This window comes from Kribbella sp. DT2, assembly GCF_049844575.1.
Classification (GTDB): Bacteria; Actinomycetota; Actinomycetes; order Propionibacteriales; family Kribbellaceae; genus Kribbella.
Map to the genome: position 1 here is coordinate 76,477 of NZ_JBNCLH010000003.1, position 24,502 is coordinate 100,978.

Here is a 24,502-nt window from a genome sequence, read left to right on the forward strand (position 1 = left end):
CGGCAGTCACCAGACTTGACGTCAGGACCCTAGACGAGGACTTCACATGGCAGCTGGCGCCCGGGTCTGCGCTGGTCGAGCTGCGGGGCGTCGTACGGAACTTGTTTGCTCGCCGTCCTGTGGGAACCGCGAGCGCGTCAACCGGTACTACCGGACACAGTCGGAGGATCCCTCTAGCCTGGGGCAATGAGTGTTGCGCGGTTCAAGGACCTTTGTGTCGACGTGAGCGCGGTCGGCCCGATGACCGAGTTCTGGGGGACGGTGCTGGGGTTGACACCCCCGGCGGACGCCGCGGCGGACGGGCCGGTGCCGCTGCGCGGTGACTCGCCCGCGCAGACGGTCTGGATCAACAAGGTGCCGGAGCCGCGGACCGTCAAGCAGCGGGTGCATCTCGACGTGCACACTTCGGCGATCGCCGACCTGGAGACGCTCGGCGCGATCGAGCAGTCGCCGATCAGCGACGCGCAGAGCTGGGCGGTGATGGAGGACCCGGAGGGCGGGGAGTTCTGCGGGTTCCCACGCGACAGCGTTCCGGCGTACCGGTTGATGGAGGTCGTGGTCGACTCGGCCGACCCGGAGGCGCAGGCGCGCTGGTGGCACGGTCTGCTCGGCGGCGACTTCAACGCCGGCGAGGGGAAGCCGTACAGCTGGCTCGAGAACGTGCCGGGACTGCCGTTCGACTACTTCGTGTTCATCGAGGTGCCGGAGCCGAAGACGGTGAAGAACCGGATCCACTGGGACGTCGACGCCGACACCCTCGACGCGGTGCTGGCCGCGGGTGCGACACTGCTGCGGCCCCAGGACGACGAGATCGGCTGGTCGATCTGCGCCGATCCCGAGGGCAACGAGTTCTGCGTGTTCCTGCCCCGACCCGAGGACGTTTGATGGCGAAGCTGGACCTGACCCAATCCGGACCCGACCTGACGGCCGCGCTCGTCGACATCTCGTCGGTGAGCGGGACCGAGGAGGAGATCGCGGACGTGGTCGAGGCCGCGTTGTCGGCGTACGGGCATCTGAAGGTGTTCCGGCACGGGAACACCGTCGTCGCCCGGACCGACCTGGGGCGCGACGAGCGGATCGTCATCGCGGGACACCTTGACACCGTCCCGCTGAACGACAACCTGCCGTCGCGGCGTGAGGGCGGGCTGATCCACGGGCTCGGCGCCTGCGACATGAAGGGCGGCGTCGCCGTCGGGCTCCGGCTGGCCGCGACGCTCGCCGAGCCGAACCGCGACGTCACCTACGTGTTCTACGACTGCGAAGAGGTCGAGTCCGAGCGCAACGGGCTCTTCAAGCTTTCGCAGTCCAACCCGGAACTGCTCGACGGCGTCTTCGCGGTGGTGATGGAGCCGTCGAACGCGGTCGTCGAGGCCGGCTGCCAGGGCACGATGCGGATCGAGATCACCACCCGCGGCGAGCGGGCGCACTCGGCGCGCTCGTGGATGGGCGTCAACGCGATCCACGCCGCCGGTGACGTGCTCGCGCGGCTGGCGGCGTACGAGCCGCGGCGGGTGCCGATCGACGGACTCGAGTACCGCGAGGGGCTGAACGCGGTCGGGATCAGCGGCGGCGTCGCCGGCAACGTCGTACCGGATCTGTGCACGGTGACCGTCAACTACCGGTTCGCGCCGAGCCGGACCGAGGCCGAGGCGGAAGCGCATCTGCGCGAGGTCTTCGACGGGTACGACGTGGTGGTGACCGACACCGCGCCGGGTGGGCTGCCGGGGCTGCAGCGGCCCGCGGCGGCCGCGTTCCTCGAGGTCGTGGGCGGGGAACCGCAGCCGAAGTTCGGGTGGACCGACGTCGCCCGGTTCACGCTGCTCGGCGTACCGGCGGTGAACTACGGGCCGGGCGACCCGCTGCTCGCGCACAAGCAGGAGGAGTACGTGCCCGAGGCGGAGATCGAGCAGTGTGAACAGCGGCTGAGGAGCTGGTTGACAGCCTGATTCGCCCGCGCGAGTCCCCGCTGCCCGTCGGCGGCCCGCACTAATCTGGGGGAATGGCAGATTCCATTCACCCCGACCGCCCCCAGTCCCAGCAGCGGGGGCCGGTGGTCATGCGGCGCAACCAGGTGCAGCAGGGGACCTCCGAGCAACGGCTGCTCGACAGCCGCGGCCCCTCGGACTGGGTGCACACCGACCCGTGGCGGGTGTTGCGGATCCAGTCGGAGTTCATCGAGGGCTTCGGCATGCTCGCCGAGCTCGGGGCGGCGATCAGTGTGTTCGGGTCGGCGCGGACGAAGCCGGACGATCCGATGTACGCCGCGGCGGAGTCGTTCGGGCGGAAGCTCGTCGACGCGGGTTATGCCGTGATCACCGGTGGCGGGCCGGGCGTGATGGAGGCCGCGAACAAGGGCGCCTCCGAGGCCGGCGGTGTGTCGGTCGGGCTCGGCATCGAGCTGCCCTTCGAGAACGGCCTGAACGAGTGGGTCGACATAGGGATGAACTTCCGGTACTTCTTCACCCGCAAGACGATGTTCGTGAAGTACGCGCAGGGTTTCGTGGTGATGCCCGGAGGGTTCGGGACCCTGGACGAGCTGTTCGAGGCGCTGACGCTCGCGCAGACGCGCAAGGTGACGTCGTTCCCGGTGGTGCTGTTCGGTACGTCGTACTGGGGTGGTCTGGCCGACTGGCTGCGCGAGACCATGCTTGCCGACGGCAAGATCTCCGCGGCGGACCTGGACATGTTCACGATCACCGACGACGTCGACGAGGCGATCAGCTACATCGTCAAGGCCGGCGAGATGGCGGACGCCGCGGCGGAGGAAGCCGCTGCGGCCGCCGCTGCCGACGTGGAGGACAACCCGGAGGCCCGCGAGCGGCGGGAGCAGCACAGGTTGGGCTCGGACGGCAGCTGACGCCATGAGGCGTTCGGCCTGCGCGGACCGAGGCAGGCCTGACACCACAAGTCGGCAGGCGCGCTGTGGTGCGCCCGCGCGAAAGTTGACGAGTGTGCAACTCCGGGACTGGTGACCGGCGTCTCGGTGGCGGAAACCCGCGGGGATTGTGCGCCGGTGCACCCCGGCGTGGCACGATCGGTCCCGTGATGTGGTTCTTCGGGCTCGTTGTCGTCGTACTGATCGGGGCTGTCGCCGTTGTCGCCTCCGGGCGCTGGGGCGGGATGAGCCCCGCCTACGACGACCGGCCGGACGTGTCCGTACCCGCCCGCCAGGTGCTGTCGTCCGACGACATCGCCACCACGCGGTTCGCGGTGACGCTGCGCGGCTACCGGATGGACGAGGTCGACGGCCTGCTCGAACGCCTCGCCCGCGAGCTCGCCGAACGCGACCGCCGCATCGCCGACCTCGAACGCGCCGTCACCCCCATCCTGCACGGCCCGGAAGGCGCCGGCTTCGCCTCCCGAGCCGACTACGACCCGACGGACTTCGACGACACCGGCTACCAGAAGCCGATCCTCGTCGGCGGGGACTTCCCGCAGGGCGCTCCCGCGGCAGCCGCCGCCGAGCAGCACCCCGCCGCCGAGCAGAAGGCTGCTGCTGGCCCGGAGGCCGCCGCCTCTCAGAGTGCCGCTGAGCCGCAGGCCGCCGCCGACCCTCAAACTGCCGTTGAGTCGCAGGCCGTCGCTGCGCCGCAGTCTGATGCAGAGCGGGCGTTCGCCGTCGAGCAGCAGGCCGCCGCCGCACAGCAGCCGCTGGCTGCCACAGGGCACCAGACCATTCTTGACGCACGGTTGGCCGCCCTCGAGGCACGGAAGTCTGCCGCTGAGCCCCAGGAGTCTGCGGCCGAGCCGACACCGACGGACGCCCTGCCGCCTCAAGCCGGCCTGGGATACCCAACAGACGCTCTGCCGCCGCAGCCCGAGCCGGGGCTGCCGCCGGACCCGGTCCTTCCGCGTGAGCCGGAGTCGGCACCCCCGCCTGAGCCGGAGCTGCCGCCGCAGCCTGAGCCCGTCCTCCCGCCGGACCCCGCCCTGTCCCAGACCAACCCGTACGCCGCTCCGACCGAGGCACAAGCAGACCCGTACACAGCCCCGGCCACCCAGCAAGCCGACCCGTACGCGGGCTCGGCGAAGGCTCCGGCACAGGCAGTCCCCTACGCCGACTCAGCCGACGTTCCGGCTGCCGTACAGCCGGACCCGTATGAGGCCTCGGCTGATGCGCCCGCCGCCGTGCAGCCGGACCCGTACGAGGCGTCGGCTGATGCGCCGACCGGCGTACAGGTGGACCCGTACGAGGCGTCGGCTGATGCGCCGGCCGGCGTACAGGTGGACCCGTACGAGACGTCGGCTGGCGCACAGACGGACCAGTACGAGGCTGCCCCTGGCGCCGTACAAGCGGATCCCTATGCGGCTCCGTTGGGCGGGCAGGCTGACCCGTACGCGGCTTCGGGGGAGTCGGGTGCTGCGCCGGGCTGGAACGGGAGTGCGGAGGCGTACCCGGTCCGGCAGGTGGATGAGTACTCGCCGACGCTGGACCAGCTCGGTGCGCAGGAGCCCGTCGCTGCACCGCAGGCTGAGCCCGAGGCGTGGTTCCAGCACGTGCCACCGCCCGCACCGCAGGCCGAGCAGCTGCCGCTGGACCACCAGGCTGGCACCGACCACCCGGCTGGCACCGACCACCCGGCTGGCACCGGCCACCCGGCTGGCACCGACCACCCGGCTGACGCCGACCAACCGAGCGCGGCCGATCACCACCCGACCGCGGCCGATCACCACCCGGCTGACGCCGACCACCCGGCTGACGCCGACCGGTTGGCTGCGGCTGACTCCCCTGGGGCCGAGGGGGTCTGGCGCCCCTCCGCCGGAACCGGCACTGGCACCGGCGCCGCCGAGGACGCTGCGGCCGAGGTCGGGACCGCTGGACCTGCGGGCAGCGGACCGGGCCTCTCCGATCCTGCGACTGATGAGCGGGCGACCGTCGGTCCTACGAGCGCTGGGCAGCGGACCACTCGTCCTACGAGCGCTGAACAGGGAACCGCCGGTCCTGCGAGTGGTGAGCAGGGCACGGCTGGGCCGACAGGTGTTTGGTCGGCTGGGACTGGGACTGGGACGGTCGGCTCGACGAGCAGTGGGTCTACCGGCGAGCAGACTGACAACGGCGAGGCGGGTGACGGCTCCGGGGACGCACCTCGCGGGCGGCACAGTGCGGCGCCTGATGTGGTTCGGCGTCCGGGGCGGTGAGTGTGCTGGGGGCCGACGGGCGGCCTCGGTGTGACTGGGCGGTGTCGGCGCCGGAGTACGTGGCCTACCACGACGACGAGTGGGGGCAGGAGATCCGCGACGACCGGGGGCTGTACGAGCGGATGACGCTCGAGGGGTTCCAGTCCGGGCTGTCGTGGATCACGATCCTGCGGAAGCGGGAGAACTTCCGGCGCGCGTTCGCCGGGTTCGACCCGGAGGTCGTCGCGGCGTACGGCGAGGACGACCGGGCTCGGCTGATGGACGACGCCGGGATCGTGCGCAACCGGCTGAAGGTCAACGCCGCGATCGTGAACGCGCGGGCGCTGCTGGAGCTGGAGCCGGGGGAGTTCGCCGAGTTCGTCTGGTCCTTCCAGCCCGAGCGCCGGCCGGCGCCGAAGACGCTGTCCGACGTACCGGCGACCACTCCCGAGTCGATCGCGATGGCCAAGGCGCTGAAGAAGAAGGGCTTCGTCTTCGTCGGGCCGACCACCGCCTACGCGCTGATGCAGGCCACTGGCATCGTCAACGACCACCTCGCGGACTGCATCGCTCGCTGACCTGCCCTTCAGCTCGCGGTCATGCGGCCGACCCGGTCGGCGCGGAGTTGAGGTCGCTGCGGCCGGAAAGAGTTGTTGAGGTAGGAGCCGGAGCTGCCCGGCGACCTCGGCTACTTGCCTTCGAAGGTTGGCTTTTGTTTGGCTACGAAGGAGGCTACGGCGTTGCGGTGGTCTGTTGTGCTGCCGGTGGACTGCATCTGGGCGGCTTCGAAGGCCAGGGTTTCTTCGAGGGTGTGGGAGGCGCTGTAGGCGAGGGACTGGCGGACGCCGGCGTAGGCCTGGGTGGGGCCGGCGGCCAGTTTGGCGGCCAGGTCGGCGGTGGCGGTGGCTAGGTCAGCGGCCGGGACTACGGACGTGGCCAGGCCCAGGGTCAGAGCCTCGGTGGCGGGGATGGTGCGGGGGAAGTAGAGGAGCTCCGTGGCCTTCGCCTGGCCGATCAGGCGGGGGAGTGTCCACGAGATGCCGGTGTCGCAGGAGAGGGCGATGCCGGTGAAGGCGAAATTGAAGCCGGCTGTGTCGGCGACCACGCGGAAGTCGCAGGCGAACGCCATCGACGCGCCCGCGCCGGCGGCGACGCCGTTCAAGGAAGCGATGACCGGCTTCGGCATCTCGGCCAGCGCCAGCGCGATCGGCGCGTAGTGGTCGGGGACCGTGGACCACAGCGCGTCCAGGTCGTTGGCCTCGAGCAGGCCGGTGTGCTCCTTCAGGTCCTGCCCGACGCAGAACGCCCGCCCGGTCCCCGTCAGTACGACGCACCGCACCGCCGCGTCCTCGGCGGCGGCCCGGACGGTGTCGCGGAGCGCGATCTTCGTCGCGGTGTCCAGCGAGTTCATCGCGTCCGGCCGGTTCAGCCGGATCGTGCCGACGCCGTCGGTCACGTCGTACACCACAGAGTCACTCATCGTTGCGGGCTCCCAACAGTCGGTGAAAAAGGTCAATGAACAGTCAGGCAGTTGTCGACGAAACGCCCGGCCGCGTGGCCCAGGCGTGCGGCGTGAAAATCGAAGAACGTGGCCGCCCGCGCACCGGCCCAGCCGGCCGGTAGCAGCTCGGCCGGAAGGCCCGGGTCGACGAACAGGAACTTGCGCCACTCGTGCACCAGTTCCGACCGTACGGCGAACGCCTGCTCGTCGCACACCTCGCCGTCGGCGCGCGCCACGAGAGCTTTCGCCCCGGCCAGCCACGTGTCGTACGAGGCCCCCAGGTCGTCCAGCTTCCAGACCCTCCGGGCGAACTCCACCGCGTCGTTGTCGACCGGTGCCCGGAACCGGTCCGCGGCGATCCCTTCGGCCTCCAGGATCTGGTCCACCTCGGTGTCGTGCCGCAGCCCGACCCAGGCGCCGTCGGACAGCGGAGCCCAACCCAGGAAGGAAAGTTGGCTCACCAGTTGCTCACGGCGGCGAGCGTTCGGGACCTCGCGCAGGATGCACAGGTGCCAGTGCCGGTCCCACCGTCCGGCCGACGCCGGTACGACGTCCGGGCCGGTGCCGTCCTGGTCGGTCCGGTAGATCCGCACGGCCGCGTCGTCGAGCCGGCGACGCGCCCGGGTGGTCAGCGCGTATCCGGGCTGGCCGTCGGTCCGGACCGGCTCGAGCCAGCCCTGCCGGACCATCCGCGAAACGGCCGTCCGGACCGCCGGTGGCTGGACGCCCAAGGGCGCGAGCAGCCGCACCAGCGCGGCCACGGGTGCCCGCGCGCCGCGGGCACGCAGGTGGTCGCCGTACAGGTCGAAGAGGGCTGATCGGGCGTGCACGAGACCTGAGTCTGCCGTATGGTGCGCGGCTCTGGCCTCGGATCGGGGATAATGGGTCGCGATACACACTGCGATACGCGCCGACGGCGCATCACCGCGTGGCGCCGGCGACGGTCACCGCGCGGTGTCGTCGCTCAAAACCGATGAGGACAGTATCCGAATGAGGGAAGGGGTGCGCGCATGGCGGCGATGAAGCCGCGGACGGGCGATGGTCCGCTCGAGGTCACCAAGGAGGGCCGGGGCATCGTGATGCGGGTTCCGCTCGAAGGCGGCGGTCGGCTCGTCGTCGAGCTGAACGCGGATGAGGCGACCGAGCTGGGGAACGCGCTCAAGGCCGTAGTCGGCTGACGTGACCCCGGGGTGCCGCCTGGCGCACCCTCCTAGTGCGACAACCCCGGTGGGTGCCGGATTCCGGCACCCACCGGGGTTGTTACTTCCGCCTGCGAAGTAAAGTCCGGACAACAAGCAACACAGCCAGTTTGATCAAACCCCGTGAGGTCTCCTGTGGCTCGCCGTAGCGCCAAGTTCGTCTTCCCGACCCTGCCGGCCGTCGCCTGGCAGCCCGGGCTCCCTGTTCACGGTGCACCCAGCTGGGTCGTCGTGGTCGGCGAAGCCGGTCTGCCCGCCGCCGCCAAGGAGGCGGGGGAGCGGCTCGGGGTCGACCTCGACCGGTTGCTCGAGGTGCAGCAGGACACCGGCTTCAGCCCGACGGCCGGCGCCACCGCGGCGTACCCGCTGCTGACCGGCGACGTCACCGAGGTGCTGCTGGTCGGCGCCGGATCCGGTACGCCGGCCGAGCTGCGACACGCCGGGGCGGCGGTCGCCCGGTTCGGCCGCGGCAAGGACGAGCTCACCACACTGGTTGCCGAAGGCATCGATGCTGAGGCGCTGCAGGCGTTCGCCGAGGGGCTCGTGCTCGGGTCGTTCACCTACACCCTCAAGACCGTCGACGCGGGTCTGCCGGTGGCCGGCCGGATCACGCTGACCGACGGCTCGGACGCCGACCGGTCCGCGGCGGTCGACCGCGGCCTGGTGGTCGGCCGGACCGGCTGGCTGGCCCGCCAGTTCGCCACCACCCCGTCGAACGAGAAGGACCCGGCCTGGCTCGCCGCGCGGGCGACCGAGCTGGCCGCGCACGGCGGCCTCGAGGTGACGGTCTGGGACGAGAAGCAGCTCGCCGCCGACGGGTTCGGTGGGATCCTCGCGGTCGGCAAGGGCTCGACCCGGCCGCCGCGGCTGATCCGGATCGACTACACGCCCGAGGGTGCGGGCCCCGACACGCCGTACGTCGTCCTGGTCGGCAAGGGCATCACCTACGACACCGGCGGTCTGTCGCTGAAGCCGCGCGAGTCGATGGTGTCGATGAAGCGCGACATGACCGGTGGCGGTTCGGTGATCGCGACGATGTCGGCGCTGCGCGAGCTGGGCGCGAAGGTCCGCGTCACCGGGCTGGTCTGCTCGGCCGAGAACATGCCGTCCGGTACGGCGTACCGCCCGGACGACGTGATCCGGCACTACGGCGGCCGGACCACCGAGGTGAAGAACACCGACGCCGAGGGCCGGCTGGTGCTGGCCGACGGGCTCGCCTACGCGGTCAAGGAGCTGAAGCCGGACGCGCTCGTCGACATCGCGACGCTGACCGGCGCGATCAAGGTGTCGCTCGGCGCGATGCTGTACGGCGGTCTGTTCGCGACCGACGACGCGCTCGCGGGTCAGCTCGCGGCGGCCGGTGAGGTCTCCGGCGAGCGCCTGTGGCGGATGCCGCTGCCGGCCGAGTACGCCGACCTGATCTCCACGCCGATCGCCGACTCGGTGAACAGCTCGAAGGGCCCGGGGTCGATCACCGCCGCCCTGTTCCTGAAGGCGTTCGCGGGTGACGTCCCGTGGGCCCACCTCGACCTGTCGAGCATCGCCGAGTCGCCCCGCGACGAGTACGAGTACTCGGTCGGAGCCACGGGTGCCGGCGCTCGGCTGCTCACCACGTGGCTCACGTCGGAAGACCCGCTCGCGGGGATCGTCTGACACCCCTTTCGTCTCCGTTACGTCCGAAGAACCCGCATGCGTCCGAAGAAGGGTGCGCTATAGGCCTCGGTTCTTCGGACGCATGCGGGTTCTTCGGACGTAGTCAGGGCTTTCGGGCGCCGGCGATCGCCGACGTGCACCACTGATCAACCGCGGCGAGACAGTCGGCCGCATGCCCAGCGGTGGGTCCACCCGGGCGCTCGGCGGAGGTTAGTCAGTGGTGGGCGTCGCCCCGGCGATTCCATCCAGTGCGGCGATGGCGTCGGCGGGGAGGACCAGGTCCGCTGCGGCGACGTTCTCCCGCAGGTGGGCGACCGATGACGTGCCCGGGATGACCACGCTCGTGCTGGAGCGCTGCAGCAGCCAGGCGAGCGCGACCTGCTGAGGTGTGGCGTCGAGCCGTTCAGCGACCGCGGTCAGCGTGCCGGACTGCAGCGGGCTGAAGCCGCCGAGCGGGAAGTACGACGCGAACGCGATGTTCTCCGCGGCGCACAGCTCGACCAGGGCGTCGTCCTGCCGGTTGGCCAGGTTGTAGAGGTTCTGCACGGTGACGACCGGCGCGATGGCCTGGGCCTCGGACAACTGGTGCGCGGTCACGGTGCTGAGGCCGAGGTGCCGGATCAGTCCTTCTTTCCGCAGGTCCGCCAGGGCACCGAACTGTTCGGCGAGCGACTCCTCGATCGGTCCCTCGGGGGCGCCCATGCGCAGGTTCACCGCGTCCAGCACGTCGACGCCCAGGTGCTCCAGGTTCTCGTGGACCTGGGCCCGGAGGTCGGCCGGGTCGCGGGACATGATCCAGCTCGCGTCGGGGCCGCGCCGGGCGCCGACCTTGGTGACGATCCGCAGGTCGGCGGCGTACGGGTGCAGGGCCTCCTTGATCAGCTCGTTGGTGACGTGCGGGCCGTAGAAGTCGCTGGTGTCGATGTGCGTGATGCCGAGCTCGACCACCTCACGCAGTACGGCGATCGCTTGGTCGCGGTCCTTCGGCGGCCCGAAGACGCCGGGGCCGGCCAGCTGCATCGCGCCGTACCCCATCCGGCTGACGACGAGGTCGTCGGCCAGGCGAAGAGTGCCACCGGGAACGTTGCTCATGAGGTGCCTTTCGAAGGAGTGGATCTCTACCTCCTACTGTTCGTCGCTCTCAGCGGATTTGGGAGCGCCCTGTCGTTCCTGGGACTGACAGGGCACAGGCTGTGCGGTCCGGCCGCGGTTACCGTGTAAGCATGGAGAGCAACCTGCTCGGTGAGTTCCTCCGGGCCCGGCGCGAGCTGGTCCGTCCCGAGGACGTAGGGCTGCGCAGCGTGGGTCTGCGCCGGGTCCCCGGCCTGCGCCGTGAAGAGGTCGCGATGCTCGCCGGGATCAGCTCCGACTACTACCTGCGGCTCGAGCAGGGGCGCGACAGGCACCCGTCGGTCCAGGTGCTCGACGCGCTGGCCGAGGTGCTCCAGCTGGACGCCGACGCTACGTCGTACCTGATGGAGCTGACCCGCGAACGGCCGCGCGCTCAGGCCGAACCACGACCCGAGGCGCCGGCGAGCGTGAGGCAGCTGATGGACGGGTGGCCGAACAACCCTGCGTACCTGCAGAACAAGTTCGCCGATGTTCTGGCGGTGAACCAGCTGGCGGCGGCGTTGTCGCCGAACTACGCGGTCGGGGTCAACGTCCTGCGGGCGGTCTTCCTCGACCCGGACGAGCAACTGCTGCGGCGGGACTGGGAAGAGACGGTGACCGAGGGCGTCGCCAGTCTCCGCTCCCACGTCGGTCCGGATGTCGAGGACCCACGATTGGTCGAGCTGGTCGGTGAGCTGTCGGTGCGCAGTGAGCTGTTCCGTCGGCTGTGGGCGCAGCACGCCGTCCGGCCGAAGCGGGGCCGGGTGAGCAGGCTGCACCACCCACTCGTCGGCGAGCTCGACCTGCAGTCGAACAAGTTCGTCGTCAGTGGCACCGACGATCTCATTCTGGTCGTCTTCCACGCCGAGCCCGGCTCCCGTAGTGCTGACGCCCTCAATCTGCTGGGCAGCCTGACCACTAGTACCGGCTGAAGGCACGGACGATCTGCGGGTACGCCGCCATCGCCGTGCCGAAGTGGTCGACGGCGCCCATCGAGTGGATCCGCACGTCAGCACCCCGCGCACGCAACGACGCCGCGCACGAGTCTGCGTTGGTCGCGACCACGTCGGTGTCCTTCGTGCCTGAGTAGAGGTGCACAGGGACACCAGGCGTCCAGTCCTTGCAGATCCGGTCGGCCTGAACCAGCGCCTGGCGGAAGCGGCCGGCCGGGTGCTCCAGCTTCGCCAGGAACTCCTTCGTGAACAGCTCCGCCGGGCTGCCCGGCAGGCGCGCGGCGATCTCGTCGTCCGAGTGCGTCCCGTCGAGCAGCCCTTCGACGATCCCCGCGTACGGCGCCCGGAAGGCCGCGCGCGGGTCGTCGTACAGGCCGACCGTGCGGTCCCAGGCGGTGGTGAAGTAGGCCAGGTACATCGTCGCGACGTGCGGCTCGACGGCACCGCTGAACACGGCGGGCAGCTCGACGCCGAGCAGGTCGTACGGGCCGGAGACACCGTGCGCGGCGCCGAGGCGGAACGGTCCGGCCTCGCCTCGGGTGAGCGCTCGCGCGACGCCGATCGTCGCCCGGCCGCCCTGGGAGAAGCCGGTGACCAGGACGTCCCGCTTCAGCACGACCCCGTGCTTCAGCGCGAAGGACCGGGCCGCGAGCAGCAGGTCGACCGACGCGGTGGTCTCGGTCCTGGTGTCGATGTACGGGTGCTTGCCCGGGCCGAGGCCCAGCCCGAGGTAGTCGGGCGCGACCCCGGCCAGACCGGTGCCGGCGAAGAGCGCGGTGACCAGCCCGTCGGTCGACTCGGGATCGACCGACGGGGCGTACTCCTTGGTCGCCATCGTGCCGTGCAGGTACTCGGCCGCGGTGAGCGCGCCGCGGCGGCCGTCCGGCAGGACGACGAGTCCGCTGGCGGTCGTCGACCGGCCCGAGGGACCGACGGTCCGGTAGATCAAGCGGTACGCCGTGACGTCGTACCGGGACTTCGGCATGCCGACGAAGCCGGCGTCGACCGCGGCCTTGTCGAGCTCGGCGGCTTTCAGGCGGGCGATCGGGACAGCGGAGACGAGCGTGCCGCGCGAAGTGTGCACGCTGGTGACCGCGGCCTCCGACAGCGTCGGCTGGCTCACCGCTGCGTACGCGGACAGGGGTGCCGCGAGGAGTGCGGCAGTGGCGAGGGTGGCGGCGACGGCCTTGCTGGCGCGAGATGTCATGCGACCAGCCAACCGCCGCCCGACCCGGCGGACCATGGGGATGACCCCACACCTGGGGTGGGGTTTTTCCTACTGAGCAGCAGCGAGTAGCGAGTTGTAGAGCGCGACGGTCCGGTCCGCGACCGCGTCCCAGCCGAACTCCGAGACCGCGCGTTCGCGGCCGGCCTTGCCCATCGCCTCGGCCTTGGCCGGGTCGGCGACGAGCTCGTTGATGCCCTCGGCGAGCCGGCGTTCGAACGTGACGACGTCGTTCCCGTCGTAGGCGACCAGCGTGCCGGTGACACCGTCGTCGACGACCTCGGGGATGCCACCGACCGCGCTCGCGACGACGGCGGTCTCGCACGCCATCGCTTCGAGGTTGACGATGCCGAGCGGCTCGTAGACCGACGGGCAGCAGAACGCCAGTGCGTGCGTGAGCACCTGGCGGACGTCCTCGCGCGGCAGCATCTCCGACACGACGAACACGCCGTCGCGGGCCGCCTTCAGCTCGTCGATCAGCGCGTCGGTCTCGGCCTTCAGCTCCGGGGTGTCAGCGGCTCCGGCGAGCAGGACGAGCTGCACCGACGGGTCCAGTTGCAGGCCGGCGCGGAGCAGGTGCGGCACGCCCTTCTGCCGGGTGATCCGGCCGACGAAGGTGACGTACGGGCGGCTCTGGTCGACCCCGAGCCGGTCGAGCACGTGCGTGGCCGGATCCGGGTGGTAGAAGTCCGCGTCGATCCCGTTCGAGATCACGTGCACCTTGGCCGGGTCGACGGTCGGGTAGCACTCCAGGACGTCGTCGCGCATGCCCCGGCTGACCGCGACGACAGCGTCGGCAGCCTCGTACGCCGTGCGCTCGGCCCAGCTGGACAGGCGGTAGCCGCCGCCGAGCTGCTCGGCCTTCCACGGTCGGCGTGGCTCGAGCGAGTGCGCGGTGACCACGTGCGGTACGCCGTACAGGAGCTTGGCCCAGTGGCCGGCCATGTTCGCGTACCAGGTGTGGGAGTGGACCAGGTCGCTGCCGCCGACGCCGGCGGTCATCGTCAGGTCCGTGGACAGCACCCGGAGCGCGGAGTTGGCGGTCGAGATCCGGGCGTCCTCCTCGGAGTGCGCGGTCGCGCCGGCCCGGGGCTCGCCCATGCAGTGCACGTCCACGTCGACCAGGCGGCGCAGCTCGCGGACCAGGAAGTCCACGTGCACACCGGCCCCGCCGTACACGTCCGGAGGGTACTCACGCGTCAGGATGCCGACCTTCATAAGCCTGACCATAGATCAGGACAGCCGAGTGGGCACCCAGAAACGCAGCTTGCCGTGGCGCTCGTCCTCCAGCTCGCCGCCGGCTGCCTCGATCACCTTGCGGGAGGTGTCGTGGCCGGTGTCACACGTGAGCAGCGCGGGGTCGATGCCGAGCTCGGCCGCGCGGGGGAGCGACTGGGTGAGCATCGCGGTCGCGTGACCCTGGCGACGGGCCGATGGCCGTACGACGTACCCGATGTGGCCGCCGAGCTCGAGCAGGGCGGGGGTGAGTTCGTGGCGGATGGACAGCCGGCCGAGCCACTCGTCGCCGTCGGTGAACCAGAGCACGGTCTGGTGGACCAGGCCGGGCGGGAGCTCGGTGCGCTCATCTGATTCCGACCGGATCCGGTCGACCAGCCGGGCGAACTCCGCGGGGTCCTCGGCCTGGGCCCTGGTCCAGTCCTCGTCGAGGGCGTGCGCACCCATCCACCGCTCCTCTTCCGGCCCCAACTCGTCCCAGGCCGCGAGGAACGATCGGTGAACGGCAGTGGTGGGTTCGATGAGGGTTGGCATGTACTCAGTGTGGCGACACTCGCAAGCGTCTTATGCAAAGGGGGATCCGCGGTTAAGGTGCGGACATGGCGAAGGCACCCAGAGTTCTCGGAATCGTGCTGGCCGGCGGCGAGGGCAAGCGGCTGATGCCGCTGACGGCGGACCGGGCCAAACCGGCCGTGCCGTTCGGCGGGAGTTATCGCCTGATCGACTTCGTGCTGTCCAACCTGGTCAACGCCGGCATCCGCAGCCTGTGCGTGCTGACCCAGTACAAGTCGCACTCGCTGGACCGGCACGTCACGATCACCTGGCGGATGTCGACGTTCCTCGGCAACTACGTCACCTGCGTCCCGGCCCAGCAGCGGCTCGGCCCGCAGTGGTACCAGGGCAGCGCGGACGCGATCTACCAGTCGATGAACCTGATCAACGACGCCAAGCCCGACATCATCGTCGTGTTCGGCGCCGACCACGTGTACCGGATGGACGCCTCGCAGATGGTCGCCGACCACATCGCGCGCGGCAACGGCGTCACGGTGGCCGGGATCCGGGTGCCGCGGGCCGAGGCGTCGGAGTTCGGCGTGATCAAGACCGCCGACGACGGCCACACGATCGCGGAGTTTCTGGAGAAGCCGGCCGACCCGCCGGGCCTGCCGGACTCCCCGGACGAGACGTTCGCCTCGATGGGCAACTACGTGTTCAGCGCCGACGTCCTGGTGGAGGCACTGCGCAAGGACGCCGCGAACCCGGCCAGCAGGCACGACATGGGCGGCGACATCGTCCCGATGCTGGTTGCCGAGGGCAAGGCCGGGGTCTACGACTTCAAGGACAACGACGTACCGGGTGCGCTCGACCGCGACCGCTCGTACTGGCGCGACGTCGGTTCGCTCGACTCGTACCACGAGGCCCACATGGACCTGGTCTCGGTGCAGCCGGTGTTCAACCTGTACAACTCCGACTGGCCGATCTTCACCTCGCACCCGCAGCTGCCGGGCGCGAAGTTCACCGACCACGCGACGGTCAGCGAGTCGATCATCTGCCAGGGCTCGATCGTGTCCGGCGCGGTCGTCGACCACTCGGTGCTCGGGTCGAACGTGATCGTCGCCGTCGGCGCGCACGTCGAGCGCGCGGTGATCATGGACAACTGCAAGATCGGTGCCGGCGCGGTGCTGAAGAACGTGATCCTGGACAAGAACGTGGAGGTCCCGCCGGGCGTGCAGATCGGCGTCGATCCCGACCACGACCGGGCCCGCGGGTTCACCGTGTCCAAGGGCGGGGTCACCGTGCTCGGCAAGGGGCAGGTGGTCGAGCCGCCGGCGGCCGCCGCCGAGCCCGCGGACGAGGCCGCCGAGGCGTGACCGCGGAGGCGGAGCAGCCGGTCCCGGGCTCGGAGGCCGAGGCGTTCGCGCTGGATGCCGGCGATCCGGGGCATCGCGAGCTGTTCGACGTACCGCCTGTGGACGACGGGTACTACCCGGACGTCGCCTACTTCGCGGGGAACTCGCTCGGGCTCAGGCCCAAGGCGACGCGGGGGGAGCTGCTGGCCGATCTCGACTCCTGGGCCGCCCTGGGGGTCGAGGGACATTTGGATGCCGAGCGCCCCTGGTTGCCGTACCACGAGTTGCTGACGGCACCTGCTGCGCGGCTCGTCGGTGCGTTGCCGAACGAGACGGTCGTGATGAACTCGCTCACCGTCAACCTGCACCTGCTGATGGTTTCCTTCTACCGGCCGACGAGCGAGCGCTACAAGATCGTCATCGAGGACTCCGCGTTCCCGTCCGACAGTTACGCCGTACGGTCGCAGGCGCGTTTCCACGGGCTCGACCCGGACGACGCGATCGTGCGACTGCGTCCCCGCGACGGTGAGGACACGCTGCGGACCGAGGACGTCATCGACAAGCTCGGCCCGGACATCGCGTTGGTCCTGCTCGGCGGCGTCAACTACCTGACCGGCGAGCTGATGGACGTCCCGGCGATCACCGCCGCCGGGCACGCGGCCGGCGCGGTCGTCGGCTGGGACCTGGCCCATGCCGCAGGCAACGTTCCGCTCCAGCTGCACGACTGGGACGTGGACTTCGCGGCCTGGTGCTCGTACAAGTACCTGAACTCCGGCCCGGGCGCGCTCGCCGGCGCCTACGTGCACGAGCGGCACCACGGCGGCGGCCTGCCGCGGTTCGAGGGCTGGTGGAGCACCGAGCCGGCCACGCGGTTCGAGATGGCGCCGGAGTCGCGGCCGCCGCGCTCGGCCGACGCGTGGCAGGTGTCGAACCCGCCGATCTTCGCGATGAGCCCGGTGCGCACGTCGTACGAGCTGTTCGACAAGGTCGGTCTCGACGTGCTGCGCGCCCGCAGCCTGCGGCTGACGGCGTACCTGGAACGGTTGCTGGACGAGGTGATTCCGGGCCGGCCGTTCGAGGTCATCACACCGCGCGATCCCTCGCGGCGCGGGGCGCAGCTGTCGATCCGCGTCGGCGGCGGGCTGCGCGCGGGCGAGCTGTGCAAGACCCTGCGCTTCGAGTACGGCGTGATCGCCGACGCGCGCGAACCGGATGTCGTCCGGCTCGCGCCGGTGCCGTTGTACTCGCTCTACCACGACTGCTGGCGTGCGGCGCGGGCTCTCGCGGCCGCCGTACCCGAGACTGCCTGACGGAGGCCAGATGACTGTCGCGATCGTTGGTGCCGGGCTGACGGGCAGCCTGCTCGCCTGCTTCCTGGCGCGGCGCGGTCTGTCGGTGACCTTGTACGAGAAGCGGGCCGACCCGCGGACCGGCGAGGCCGAGCGCGGGCGGTCGATCAACCTCGCGATCTCCGAACGCGGGCTGGACGCGTTGCGGCGGATCGGCCTCGCCGACGAGGTGATGGCCGACGCGCTGCCGATGAAGGGGCGGATGATCCACCCGGTCGAAGGGCCGCTGGACTTCCACTCCTACAGCGCCTCGCAGGATCGGGCGATCAACTCGATCAGCCGGGGTGCGCTGAACAACGCGCTGCTCGACGCGGCCGAGAAGGCGCCGGGCGTGACGGTGGTCTTCGAGCACCGGCTGGTCTCGCTGGACTCGCAGGCCGGGGTGATGGGGTTCGAGACGCCGTCCGGCGTGGTGCGGGTGGAGGCGGACGTCGTACTGGGAGCTGACGGTGCCGGCTCCGCGGTGCGTGGGCAGCTCGTGGGGGACGGGTCGATCGTGGACGACGTCGACTTCCTGGACTACGGGTACAAGGAACTGTCGATCCCCGCCGCGGGTGGGGAGTTCGCGCTGGATCCCGGCGCGCTGCACATCTGGCCGCGTGGGAGGTCGATGATGATCGCGCTGCCGAACCCGGACAAGTCCTTCACCTGCACGCTGTTCTGGCCCGCGGGATCCTTCGACGCGCTGACGACGCCGGCGCTGATCCTGGGGTACTTCGGCGAGCACTACCCGGATCTGTTGCCGTTGGCCCCTTCACTGGTCGACGACTACCTGCACAACCCGGTCGGTGTGCTGGGGACCGTGCACACGCATCCGTGGCAGGCGCACGGGCGGACCGCGCTGATCGGCGACGCCGCGCACGCGATCGTGCCGTTCTACGGGCAGGGCGCGAACTGCGCTTTCGAGGACGTCGTCGCACTGGACCGTTGCCTGGACGACACGGGCGGTTCGTGGGCCCGTGCCCTGCCGCTCTTCGAGGCCCGGCGCCGCGAAAACACCGAGGCGATCGCCGAGATGGCGCTGGCGAACTTCGTCGAGATGCGCGACAAGGTCTCCTCGCCCGTCTTCCGGCTGGGCAAGCGGTTCGAGCACGCGGTCGAGCGGTTGCTGCCCGGGCGCTACGTCTCCCGGTACGAGCTGGTCAGCTTCAGCACCACGCCGTACGCCGAAGTGCGCCACCGGGTCCGACGTCAGCACCAGGCCTTGGCCGCGGCGGTGCTCGTGGGGACAGGTGCCCTCGCCGCCCTCGTCCGGGCCGCAGCGCGGAGGCTTCGGTGACGCCGCGTTGCGCGCCGGGCGCCGGAGGCGCCGTCGGCCCGGGGCGAGCAGGCCCCCTCACCCCCTGTCTTTCCCACCCGACAGGGTGGGCGCCGCGATGACTTCCTTGTGGCGGCCTGAACTGCTGACCGGCGTCGTGAGTGAGCCCGGCAAGCTGCGGAACTTCGTCGACGGCGCGTTCGTCGAGAGTGCCTCGACGTTCGCCAAGTTGAGCCCGGTGACCGGTGCGCACATCTTCGACGTGTGTGAGGCTGACGAGTCGACCGTGGATGCCGCGGTCGAGGCTGCTTCCAGCGCGTTGAAGGGCCCCTGGGGACGGATGAGCGAGCAGGAGCGCGCCGCCGTACTGCGTCGCGTCGCGGACGAGCTGGAGCGGCGGTTCGAGGACCTGGTCGCCGCGGAGGTGGGGGACACCGGCAAGTCGATCAGTCAGGCGCGGACGCTGGACATCCCGCGCGGTGCGGCCAACTTCCGGGCGTTCGCCGACTTCGCGACGACCACTCCGACCGAGTCCTACACGACCACCCTGCCGGACGGTCGCCGGGCGCTGAACTACGCCGTCCGGAAGCCTGCCGGTGTGGTCGCGATCATCGTGCCCTGGAACCTGCCGCTCCTGCTGCTCACCTGGAAGGTCGCGCCGGCGCTTGCCTGCGGCAACACCGTGGTGGTGAAGCCGTCCGAGGAGACGCCGGCCTCGGCGACCGTGCTCGCCGAGGTGATGGCGGCGGCCGGCGTACCGGACGGGGTCTTCAACCTCGTCCACGGCTTTGGCCCATCGTCAGCGGGGGAGTTCCTCACTACGCACCCGGGCGTCGATGCGATCACCTTCACCGGCGAGTCCAGCACCGGCTCTGCGATCGCCAAGGCCGCGGCCGACGGCGTCAAGGCGGTCTCGTTCGAGCTCGGCGGCAAGAACGCCGGGCTGGTCTTCGCCGACGCCGACCTGGACGCGGCGGTCGCCGGCTCGGTCCGCTCGGTGTTCACCAACGGCGGCCAGGTCTGCCTGTGCACCGAACGCCTGTACGTCGAACGCCCGGTCTACGACGAGTTCTGCGCCCGCCTGGCATCGGCCGCTGACAAGCTCGCCTTCGGGTGGCCGTCCGACGAGGCGACCGTGAACATGCCGCTGATCTCCCAGGACCACCGGACGAAGGTCCTGTCGTACTACGACCTGGCGCGCACCGAAGGAGCGACGGTCCTGGCCGGTGGCGGCGTCCCGTCGTTCGGCGACGTCCGCGACAACGGTTGCTACGTGCAACCGACGGTGGTCACCGGCCTGCCTGCCGACGCGCGGACGAACACCGAGGAGGTGTTCGGCCCGATCTGCCACGTCGCGCCGTTCGACAGCGAGGACGAGGCGTTCGCCCTGGCCAACGACAGCAAGTACGGGCTGGCGGCAACGGTATGGACCCGCGACGTCGGCCGCGCCCACCGGGCCGGCTTTGCGCTGGACGTCGGCCTGGTCTGGGTCAACACGTGGTTCCTTCGCGACCTGCGGACGCCGTTCGGTGGCATGAAACTGTCCGGCCTCGGCCGCGAGGGCGGCACCCACTCGGTCGACTTCTACTCCGACCTGACCAACGTCTGCGTCGAACTGACCTGACGACCCCACGGTGAGGTGGGGCCGTCAGGCCTCGGTCAGCAGCCGAGTCGTTGCAGAGTGATCGGCTGCACCACCGCGGCGCCTTGCTTGAGCACCACGGTGAGGGACGCCGGCCGGTACTCCGGCAGTGCGGCGACCACGTGCGCCTTCGTCTTGTTGCCCGGCGCCCAGAGCGCGTAGCCGCCGTCGGCGCCGCTGGTGAGCGTCCAGGACCCGGCCCCGCGATCGACCGCAATGGTTGCGCCGGGCAACGTTGTCGTCGATCCGTCGCACTGCTTGCCGCTCACGGTTCCCGACAGCTTGGCCCAGGTGGCCGGTACCTTTGCGGTGAGGGTCAGGTCCGTGGAGACCGCCGGGTACGGGGTGTCCTCGCCGAGCGTCAGCCGGGCCTTGTAGGTGCCCGGCTGGCCGACCTGCTGCCCGTCGAGCGTGAGCGTGACCGTCACGCTGGACTTCGCCGGGACGGTCCCGGTCGGAGCGGACTCGCTGAGCCACGGAGCGTCCGAGCCGGCTTCCTCGCAGTCGCCGTACTCCGGCAGGGACTCGGCGATCGGCAGCGCGAAGTTCGGGCCCTTTCCCCCGATCCGGTACAGCCCGCAAGCACCGGCGCCGCGGAACGCGCCTTCGGTCGCGTTCGGAATCGCCGACCACCGGTCCAGGTCGGGGTCGTAGCCGAAGCCCTCGTTGGTCAGCACCGACGAGCCGTACGCCGCACCGCCGCTGACCATCAGCCGGCCGTTGGCCACCGCGTGGCTGCTCGCCCACAGGTCGACCGGCAGATCGGCCACGCGGGTCCAGGCATCGGTCTTCGGGTCGTACGAGTAGGTCTTCTGGGAGCTCGTCGGCCCGCCGTCGGGACCGTCGACCAGACCCCCGGCGCAGTAGACGCGACCGTTGATTCCGCCGCACGAGGTCCAGGAGACCGGCTCGGGGTACGACGCCGCCTCGCGGAACCGGTTGGCCGTGGTGTCGTAGACCATCACGTCGGTCGTCCCCGACTGGCAGTCACCGGTGCAGCCGCCGATCGAGTACAGCTTCCCGTCGAGCACGGCCGAACCGACCGCTCCCCAGGGCTTGGGATTGTCGGCGCCGCCGCTCCACAGGTTCGTGGCCGGGTCGTAGATCAGGGTCTTCGCCGAAGCGCCGGCCTGTGCGCCCCAGCCGCCGACGACGTAGTACTTGCCGTCGACGAAGCCGGCCGCTGGTCGCTGCCTGCCTTCCGGCATCGCCGCGAGCTGGGTCCAGGCCAGGGTCGCGGGGTCGTAGGAGTAGACGTCGGTGGTCGCGCCGTACCCCTGGATGGTGCCGCCGAAGGAGAACAGGCGGCCCTTCGAGTAACCGGCCACGTTGTCCTGGATCGTCGACGGGTAGTCGGGCAGACCCACCCAGGAACCGGCGGTCGGCGCCGCCGGAGTGCCCTTCACGCTGCCGCTGATCCGGCCCGGCGTCAGGCCCGTGACCGGCGTACGGCGTACTGGGGTGTTGTTCTTCAGGCTCTGGACGCGGGAGCCCTGCTGGGACTCGCCCAGCCTGTACGTCGCCGGCGCGGTGCCGGTGTTGGTGATGACGACCTGGCTGGTGGTCGCCTTGCCCAGCTGAACGGTCGCGGCGACCGTGCTGGGGGTCATCGAGAGGATGCCGGCCTTGAGCGCGAAGTTGGCCTGGACCGTCCAGTCGGGGTCGACGGTGATCGCCTTGCTGAGGTCCTGGTAGCCGCGCTTGGTCGCGGTCAGCCGCTTCGTGCCCGTCGGGGCGAAGGCATAGTAGAAGCCGTCCGCCCTCGACCGGCCGGCCATGACCGTGGCGCCTTCGACGGGCTTGCGGGTGTTGGCGTCGGTGAGCTTGCCCTGGACGAGTCCGCCGGGGATCTTGGCGCACTCGGCGTCGTACCCGGGAGCCTTGCAGTCGTCGGTGTCGATCGGTACGCCGAAGTCCTTCGCGACGTCCGCGGTGCCGACCTCGAGCTCGGTGGTGGTCGCCGGGTAGCCGGGGTAGACGGGCTGCACGGTCACGGCGTACGTCGTACCGGCGGGAAGGTCGATCGAGAAGCGGCCGGTGGCCGGGTTGGTGAACCATTCGCCGGGAGCGCCTTCGACCGTCACCTTCGAGTACAGCGGCCAGCCGTGCCCGGAGGCGTCGCGGACCAGGCCGGTCACGGTCGATCGGGGAGTGGTGGCCAGGGTGGCGTTCTCGGTCGTCGTGCTCTGCGGGGTGATCACCAGGCCGGTGAAGACCTGGGTGTCGTAGCCGAAGAGCTTGACCGTGACGTCGTGCGTGCCCGCGTCGAGGTAGAGCTGGTAGTTGCCGTCCGCATCCGTCTTGACGGTGCTGCCGTCGGGCGTGCTGATCGACACGTTCCGGAGCGCCTTGCCGGCCGCGTCGGAGATCTTGCCGGTGACGAGACCGGCGTCGGTACGAGGTGCGTTGCTGACGGCATCGAACGCGTCGAGCGTGCCCTCGCCGTAGGTGTTGTTGGCGGTGGGAGTGCCACCGCAGGTGTTGTCCGGGTGGTCGTGGGCCGAGGCGTCGAGGATGGCGCGGGTCCTGGCGATGTCACCGACCAGCGACGGCGCGGCCGACCAGAGCAGGGCGACCGTCCCGCTGACGTGCGGGGTCGCCATCGACGTACCGCTGCTGATCCCGTAGCGGGATCCCGGCGTGCTCGAACGGATCCCGTCGCCGGGCGCGGTGAGGTTGGGCTTGCCGTCGTGCGCGGCGTCCCCGCGGGCGGAGAACGAGCTGACCTGGCCGGCCTGGTTGACCGAGCCGACGGCGTACGCCTCGCTGTAGCCGCCCTCCGTCGCGACCGTGCCGCAGCCGGGGCCGTCGTTGCCGGCGGCGAAGGTGGGGAAGATGCCGGCGGCGACCCACTGGCGGACGAAGTCGCGGAACCAGTCGTCGTGGTGGACCGAGCTCCAGGAGTTGTTGATGATGTTCGGCCTGCGCGCCGGGTCGGGGTCGGTGCCGTCGAGCTTGGTCGGGGCGAGCATCCACTGGGCGCTCAGCGCGAGCGAGAGATCGGTGCAGGTGCTGGTCTCACAGCCCTTGGCCGCGATCCAGGTGGCACCGGGAGCGACCCCGACCTGGTTGCCGGCGTGGTCGTCGCCGACCATCGTGCCCATCGTGTGCGTGCCGTGCCCGGCGTTGTCGCAAGGCGCGGCGCCGCAGACGTTCGCGGGGTCGTACCAGTTGTAGTCGTGGCCGCTCTTCGCGCCGCGGTACGCATCGGCCAGCGCCGGGTGGTCGAACTGGACGCCGGAGTCGATGCTCGCGATCACGACGCCCTGGCCGGTCGCGCCGTACCGGGCCCAGGTCTTGTCGGCGCGGATCGCGCTGAGTCCCCACTCCAGGCCGGCTGCCTTCACCTGCTCGGCAGGCTGCAGCTTCGGCAGGTCGTAGGTGCGCGGGGTCGCGAGGGAGACGACACCTTGCTGCTGGGCGAGTTGGTCGGCCAGCGCGCGGGTGCCGCCGTGCACGTAGATCGAGTTGTCGATGAACAGACTGGTGTAGCGGGCTTTCGCCTGACTGAGGGTCCGGACGGCCGTCGCCTGGTCCCTGGTCGCCTTGTTCTGAAGGGTTTCGAGGACGTTTTCGCCCCGGGCCTTCCAGCTGGTGTTGACGGTCGCTGTGACCGTGGGCTGGGCGGCGAAGCGGACCCAGAAGTCGCCCGGGCCTTCGGCGAGCTGAGCGGCCAGCGCGGGCGGCAGCTTGCTCGGGGCCTTTGCGGCGTGGGACCGAGTGGTGGCAACGATTCCCTGGAGCGGGATCGCGACCAGCAGAGCGAGAGCGGTCAGTATTCGGCGACGGGACTGCACGGGGTTCCTCCCCAGACGGGTGGCGGTCGCTCGTCGCGGACCGGACGAAGACCGCGTTCGATCCTCGTCAGCGCCGCCCGGTCCCGGCAAGGTGATCGGCTGGCCTGATACCGCCATGTCGTAGATCAGCCACCGATGGATCCCGGCCGCGCCGCACTGGCCGGATCCGCCGGTCCGGGAGAGGATGCACCTGTGGACGAGGCGAAGGTGGTGGCGGGCAAGGCGGTGCCGCGCGGGCGGTTCCCGCACGTGAAGACGGCGGGCGGGTTCGCGTACGTCTCCGGTACGTCGAGCCGGTTGCCGGACAACACGATCGCGGGCGCGTCGGTGGACGAGCTCGGGACCGCGACGCTCGACATCGCGGTGCAGACGCGCGCCGTACTGGAGAACATCCGGGACATCCTGGCGTCGGTCGGCGCCGGGCTGGAGGACCTGGTCAGCGTCACGGCGTACCTGGTGTCGATGAACGACTTCGGCGGGTACAACGCGGTGTACGGCGAGTTCTTCGACGAGACCGGGCCGGCGCGGACGACCGTGGCGGTGCATCAACTGCCGCATCCGCACTTGCTGATCGAGATATCCGCTGTAGCAGTTATTCCGCAGAGGAGCTGACG

The 24,502-nt window shown here is 70.5% G+C and carries 20 protein-coding genes; 13 read left to right on the forward strand and 7 right to left on the reverse strand.

Annotated elements, in window-relative coordinates; all coding sequences use genetic code 11:
- The first annotated feature begins 186 nt into the window (after positions 1 to 186).
- From ACLQ2O_RS13860 to ACLQ2O_RS13880, 5 genes are all read left to right on the forward strand, one after another.
- The gene (locus ACLQ2O_RS13860; RefSeq protein ID WP_425831103.1) at positions 187 to 885 is read left to right on the forward strand and encodes a VOC family protein; all 699 of its coding nucleotides are present in this window, start codon (positions 187 to 189) and stop codon (positions 883 to 885) included.
- Positions 885 to 1,946: a succinyl-diaminopimelate desuccinylase gene (dapE, locus tag ACLQ2O_RS13865; protein ID WP_425831105.1), complete on the forward strand. Its 1,062-nt coding sequence runs from the start codon at positions 885 to 887 to the stop codon at positions 1,944 to 1,946. The genes ACLQ2O_RS13860 and dapE overlap by 1 nt, the downstream gene beginning before the upstream one ends.
- Positions 1,947 to 1,999: 53 nt before the next feature.
- Positions 2,000 to 2,857, forward strand: coding sequence for a TIGR00730 family Rossman fold protein (locus ACLQ2O_RS13870; RefSeq protein ID WP_425831107.1), 858 nt, complete (start codon positions 2,000 to 2,002; stop codon positions 2,855 to 2,857).
- A gap of 188 nt (positions 2,858 to 3,045) precedes the next feature.
- Positions 3,046 to 5,139: a DivIVA domain-containing protein gene (locus ACLQ2O_RS13875; RefSeq protein ID WP_425832606.1), complete on the forward strand. Its 2,094-nt coding sequence runs from the start codon at positions 3,046 to 3,048 to the stop codon at positions 5,137 to 5,139.
- Positions 5,136 to 5,696 (forward strand): DNA-3-methyladenine glycosylase I, encoded by a 561-nt coding sequence (locus ACLQ2O_RS13880; RefSeq protein ID WP_425831109.1) that lies wholly within the window; start codon positions 5,136 to 5,138, stop codon positions 5,694 to 5,696. Before ACLQ2O_RS13875 ends, ACLQ2O_RS13880 begins: the two co-directional genes overlap by 4 nt.
- Positions 5,697 to 5,806: 110 nt before the next feature.
- Here the strand turns inward: ACLQ2O_RS13880 and ACLQ2O_RS13885 are convergent, their stop codons facing one another.
- Both ACLQ2O_RS13885 and ACLQ2O_RS13890 read right to left on the reverse strand, forming a co-directional pair.
- Positions 5,807 to 6,598, reverse strand: coding sequence for an enoyl-CoA hydratase/isomerase family protein (locus ACLQ2O_RS13885; RefSeq protein WP_425831111.1), 792 nt, complete (start codon positions 6,596 to 6,598; stop codon positions 5,807 to 5,809).
- A gap of 32 nt (positions 6,599 to 6,630) precedes the next feature.
- Positions 6,631 to 7,449, reverse strand: coding sequence for a PaaX family transcriptional regulator C-terminal domain-containing protein (locus tag ACLQ2O_RS13890; RefSeq protein WP_425831113.1), 819 nt, complete (start codon positions 7,447 to 7,449; stop codon positions 6,631 to 6,633).
- 180 nt (positions 7,450 to 7,629) lie between these two features.
- On the opposite strand from ACLQ2O_RS13890, the gene ACLQ2O_RS13895 reads away from it, so the two are divergent.
- Together ACLQ2O_RS13895 and ACLQ2O_RS13900 are read left to right on the forward strand one after the other, a co-directional pair.
- A complete protein-coding gene (locus ACLQ2O_RS13895) occupies positions 7,630 to 7,797 on the forward strand; it encodes a DUF3117 domain-containing protein (RefSeq protein ID WP_012923066.1) in 168 nt (55 codons plus the stop codon).
- Between the two features lie 156 nt (positions 7,798 to 7,953).
- A complete protein-coding gene (locus ACLQ2O_RS13900) occupies positions 7,954 to 9,471 on the forward strand; it encodes a leucyl aminopeptidase family protein (protein WP_425831117.1) in 1,518 nt (505 codons plus the stop codon).
- 210 nt (positions 9,472 to 9,681) lie between these two features.
- Here ACLQ2O_RS13900 and ACLQ2O_RS13905 read toward each other — a convergent pair whose 3' ends face one another.
- Positions 9,682 to 10,563: an oxidoreductase gene (locus ACLQ2O_RS13905; RefSeq protein ID WP_425831119.1), complete on the reverse strand. Its 882-nt coding sequence runs from the start codon at positions 10,561 to 10,563 to the stop codon at positions 9,682 to 9,684.
- A gap of 131 nt (positions 10,564 to 10,694) precedes the next feature.
- On the opposite strand from ACLQ2O_RS13905, the gene ACLQ2O_RS13910 reads away from it, so the two are divergent.
- Positions 10,695 to 11,513 (forward strand): helix-turn-helix domain-containing protein, encoded by an 819-nt coding sequence (locus ACLQ2O_RS13910; protein WP_425831121.1) that lies wholly within the window; start codon positions 10,695 to 10,697, stop codon positions 11,511 to 11,513.
- Here ACLQ2O_RS13910 and ACLQ2O_RS13915 read toward each other — a convergent pair.
- The 3 genes from ACLQ2O_RS13915 to ACLQ2O_RS13925 all read right to left on the reverse strand — a co-directional run bounded on the left by ACLQ2O_RS13915 (position 11,500) and on the right by ACLQ2O_RS13925 (position 14,529).
- Positions 11,500 to 12,741, reverse strand: coding sequence for a hypothetical protein (locus tag ACLQ2O_RS13915; RefSeq protein WP_425831123.1), 1,242 nt, complete (start codon positions 12,739 to 12,741; stop codon positions 11,500 to 11,502). The two genes, ACLQ2O_RS13910 and ACLQ2O_RS13915, sit on opposite strands and share 14 nt — an antisense overlap.
- A 69-nt stretch (positions 12,742 to 12,810) precedes the next feature.
- Positions 12,811 to 13,977 carry a glycogen synthase gene (gene glgA / locus ACLQ2O_RS13920; protein WP_425831125.1) on the reverse strand — a complete coding sequence of 389 codons (1,167 nt, stop codon included), beginning with the start codon at positions 13,975 to 13,977 and terminating at the stop codon, positions 12,811 to 12,813.
- Between the two features lie 15 nt (positions 13,978 to 13,992).
- Positions 13,993 to 14,529, reverse strand: coding sequence for a GNAT family N-acetyltransferase (locus ACLQ2O_RS13925; RefSeq protein ID WP_425831127.1), 537 nt, complete (start codon positions 14,527 to 14,529; stop codon positions 13,993 to 13,995).
- A 65-nt stretch (positions 14,530 to 14,594) separates the two neighbouring features.
- On the opposite strand from ACLQ2O_RS13925, the gene glgC reads away from it, so the two are divergent.
- The 4 genes from glgC (at position 14,595) to ACLQ2O_RS13945 (ending at position 20,073) form a co-directional block, all read left to right on the forward strand.
- Entirely contained in the window at positions 14,595 to 15,863 is a 1,269-nt protein-coding gene (glgC, locus tag ACLQ2O_RS13930; protein WP_425831129.1) for a glucose-1-phosphate adenylyltransferase, read from the forward strand.
- On the forward strand, positions 15,860 to 17,152 hold the full coding sequence (gene kynU / locus ACLQ2O_RS13935; RefSeq protein ID WP_425831131.1) for a kynureninase: 1,293 nt from the start codon (positions 15,860 to 15,862) through the stop codon (positions 17,150 to 17,152). Before glgC ends, kynU begins: the two co-directional genes overlap by 4 nt.
- Before the next feature lie 10 nt (positions 17,153 to 17,162).
- Complete coding sequence (locus ACLQ2O_RS13940) at positions 17,163 to 18,470, forward strand: FAD-dependent oxidoreductase (RefSeq protein ID WP_425831133.1); 1,308 nt, start codon at positions 17,163 to 17,165, stop codon at positions 18,468 to 18,470.
- Positions 18,471 to 18,567: 97 nt separating this feature from the next.
- On the forward strand, positions 18,568 to 20,073 hold the full coding sequence (locus ACLQ2O_RS13945) for a 2-hydroxymuconic semialdehyde dehydrogenase (protein ID WP_425831135.1): 1,506 nt from the start codon (positions 18,568 to 18,570) through the stop codon (positions 20,071 to 20,073).
- 35 nt (positions 20,074 to 20,108) lie between these two features.
- Here the strand turns inward: ACLQ2O_RS13945 and ACLQ2O_RS13950 are convergent, their stop codons facing one another.
- A complete protein-coding gene (locus ACLQ2O_RS13950; protein WP_425831137.1) occupies positions 20,109 to 23,888 on the reverse strand; it encodes a S8 family serine peptidase in 3,780 nt (1,259 codons plus the stop codon).
- Positions 23,889 to 24,080: 192 nt separating this feature from the next.
- Here ACLQ2O_RS13950 and ACLQ2O_RS13955 point away from each other — a divergent pair, with 192 nt between their 5' ends.
- Positions 24,081 to 24,500, forward strand: a complete 420-nt coding sequence (locus ACLQ2O_RS13955) for a RidA family protein (RefSeq protein ID WP_425831139.1) — start codon at positions 24,081 to 24,083, stop codon at positions 24,498 to 24,500.
- Positions 24,501 to 24,502: the final 2 nt, after the last annotated feature.

Excerpts from the sequence above, each read along its gene's own strand:
- ACLQ2O_RS13915 (WP_425831123.1), bottom strand. The coding sequence starts at position 12,741 with ATGACATCTCGCGCCAGCAAGGCCGTCGCCGCCACCCTCGCCACTGCC.
- ACLQ2O_RS13895 (WP_012923066.1), top strand. The coding sequence starts at position 7,630 with ATGGCGGCGATGAAGCCGCGGACGGGCGATGGTCCGCTCGAGGTCACC.
- ACLQ2O_RS13910 (WP_425831121.1), top strand. The coding sequence starts at position 10,695 with ATGGAGAGCAACCTGCTCGGTGAGTTCCTCCGGGCCCGGCGCGAGCTG.
- ACLQ2O_RS13870 (WP_425831107.1), top strand. The coding sequence starts at position 2,000 with ATGGCAGATTCCATTCACCCCGACCGCCCCCAGTCCCAGCAGCGGGGG.
- ACLQ2O_RS13885 (WP_425831111.1), bottom strand. The coding sequence starts at position 6,598 with ATGAGTGACTCTGTGGTGTACGACGTGACCGACGGCGTCGGCACGATC.
- ACLQ2O_RS13940 (WP_425831133.1), top strand. The coding sequence starts at position 17,163 with ATGACTGTCGCGATCGTTGGTGCCGGGCTGACGGGCAGCCTGCTCGCC.
- glgA (WP_425831125.1), bottom strand. The coding sequence starts at position 13,977 with ATGAAGGTCGGCATCCTGACGCGTGAGTACCCTCCGGACGTGTACGGC.
- ACLQ2O_RS13945 (WP_425831135.1), top strand. The coding sequence starts at position 18,568 with ATGACTTCCTTGTGGCGGCCTGAACTGCTGACCGGCGTCGTGAGTGAG.
- glgC (WP_425831129.1), top strand. The coding sequence starts at position 14,595 with ATGGCGAAGGCACCCAGAGTTCTCGGAATCGTGCTGGCCGGCGGCGAG.
- ACLQ2O_RS13925 (WP_425831127.1), bottom strand. The coding sequence starts at position 14,529 with ATGCCAACCCTCATCGAACCCACCACTGCCGTTCACCGATCGTTCCTC.
- ACLQ2O_RS13905 (WP_425831119.1), bottom strand. The coding sequence starts at position 10,563 with ATGAGCAACGTTCCCGGTGGCACTCTTCGCCTGGCCGACGACCTCGTC.
- ACLQ2O_RS13875 (WP_425832606.1), top strand. The coding sequence starts at position 3,046 with ATGTGGTTCTTCGGGCTCGTTGTCGTCGTACTGATCGGGGCTGTCGCC.
- dapE (WP_425831105.1), top strand. The coding sequence starts at position 885 with ATGGCGAAGCTGGACCTGACCCAATCCGGACCCGACCTGACGGCCGCG.
- ACLQ2O_RS13860 (WP_425831103.1), top strand. The coding sequence starts at position 187 with ATGAGTGTTGCGCGGTTCAAGGACCTTTGTGTCGACGTGAGCGCGGTC.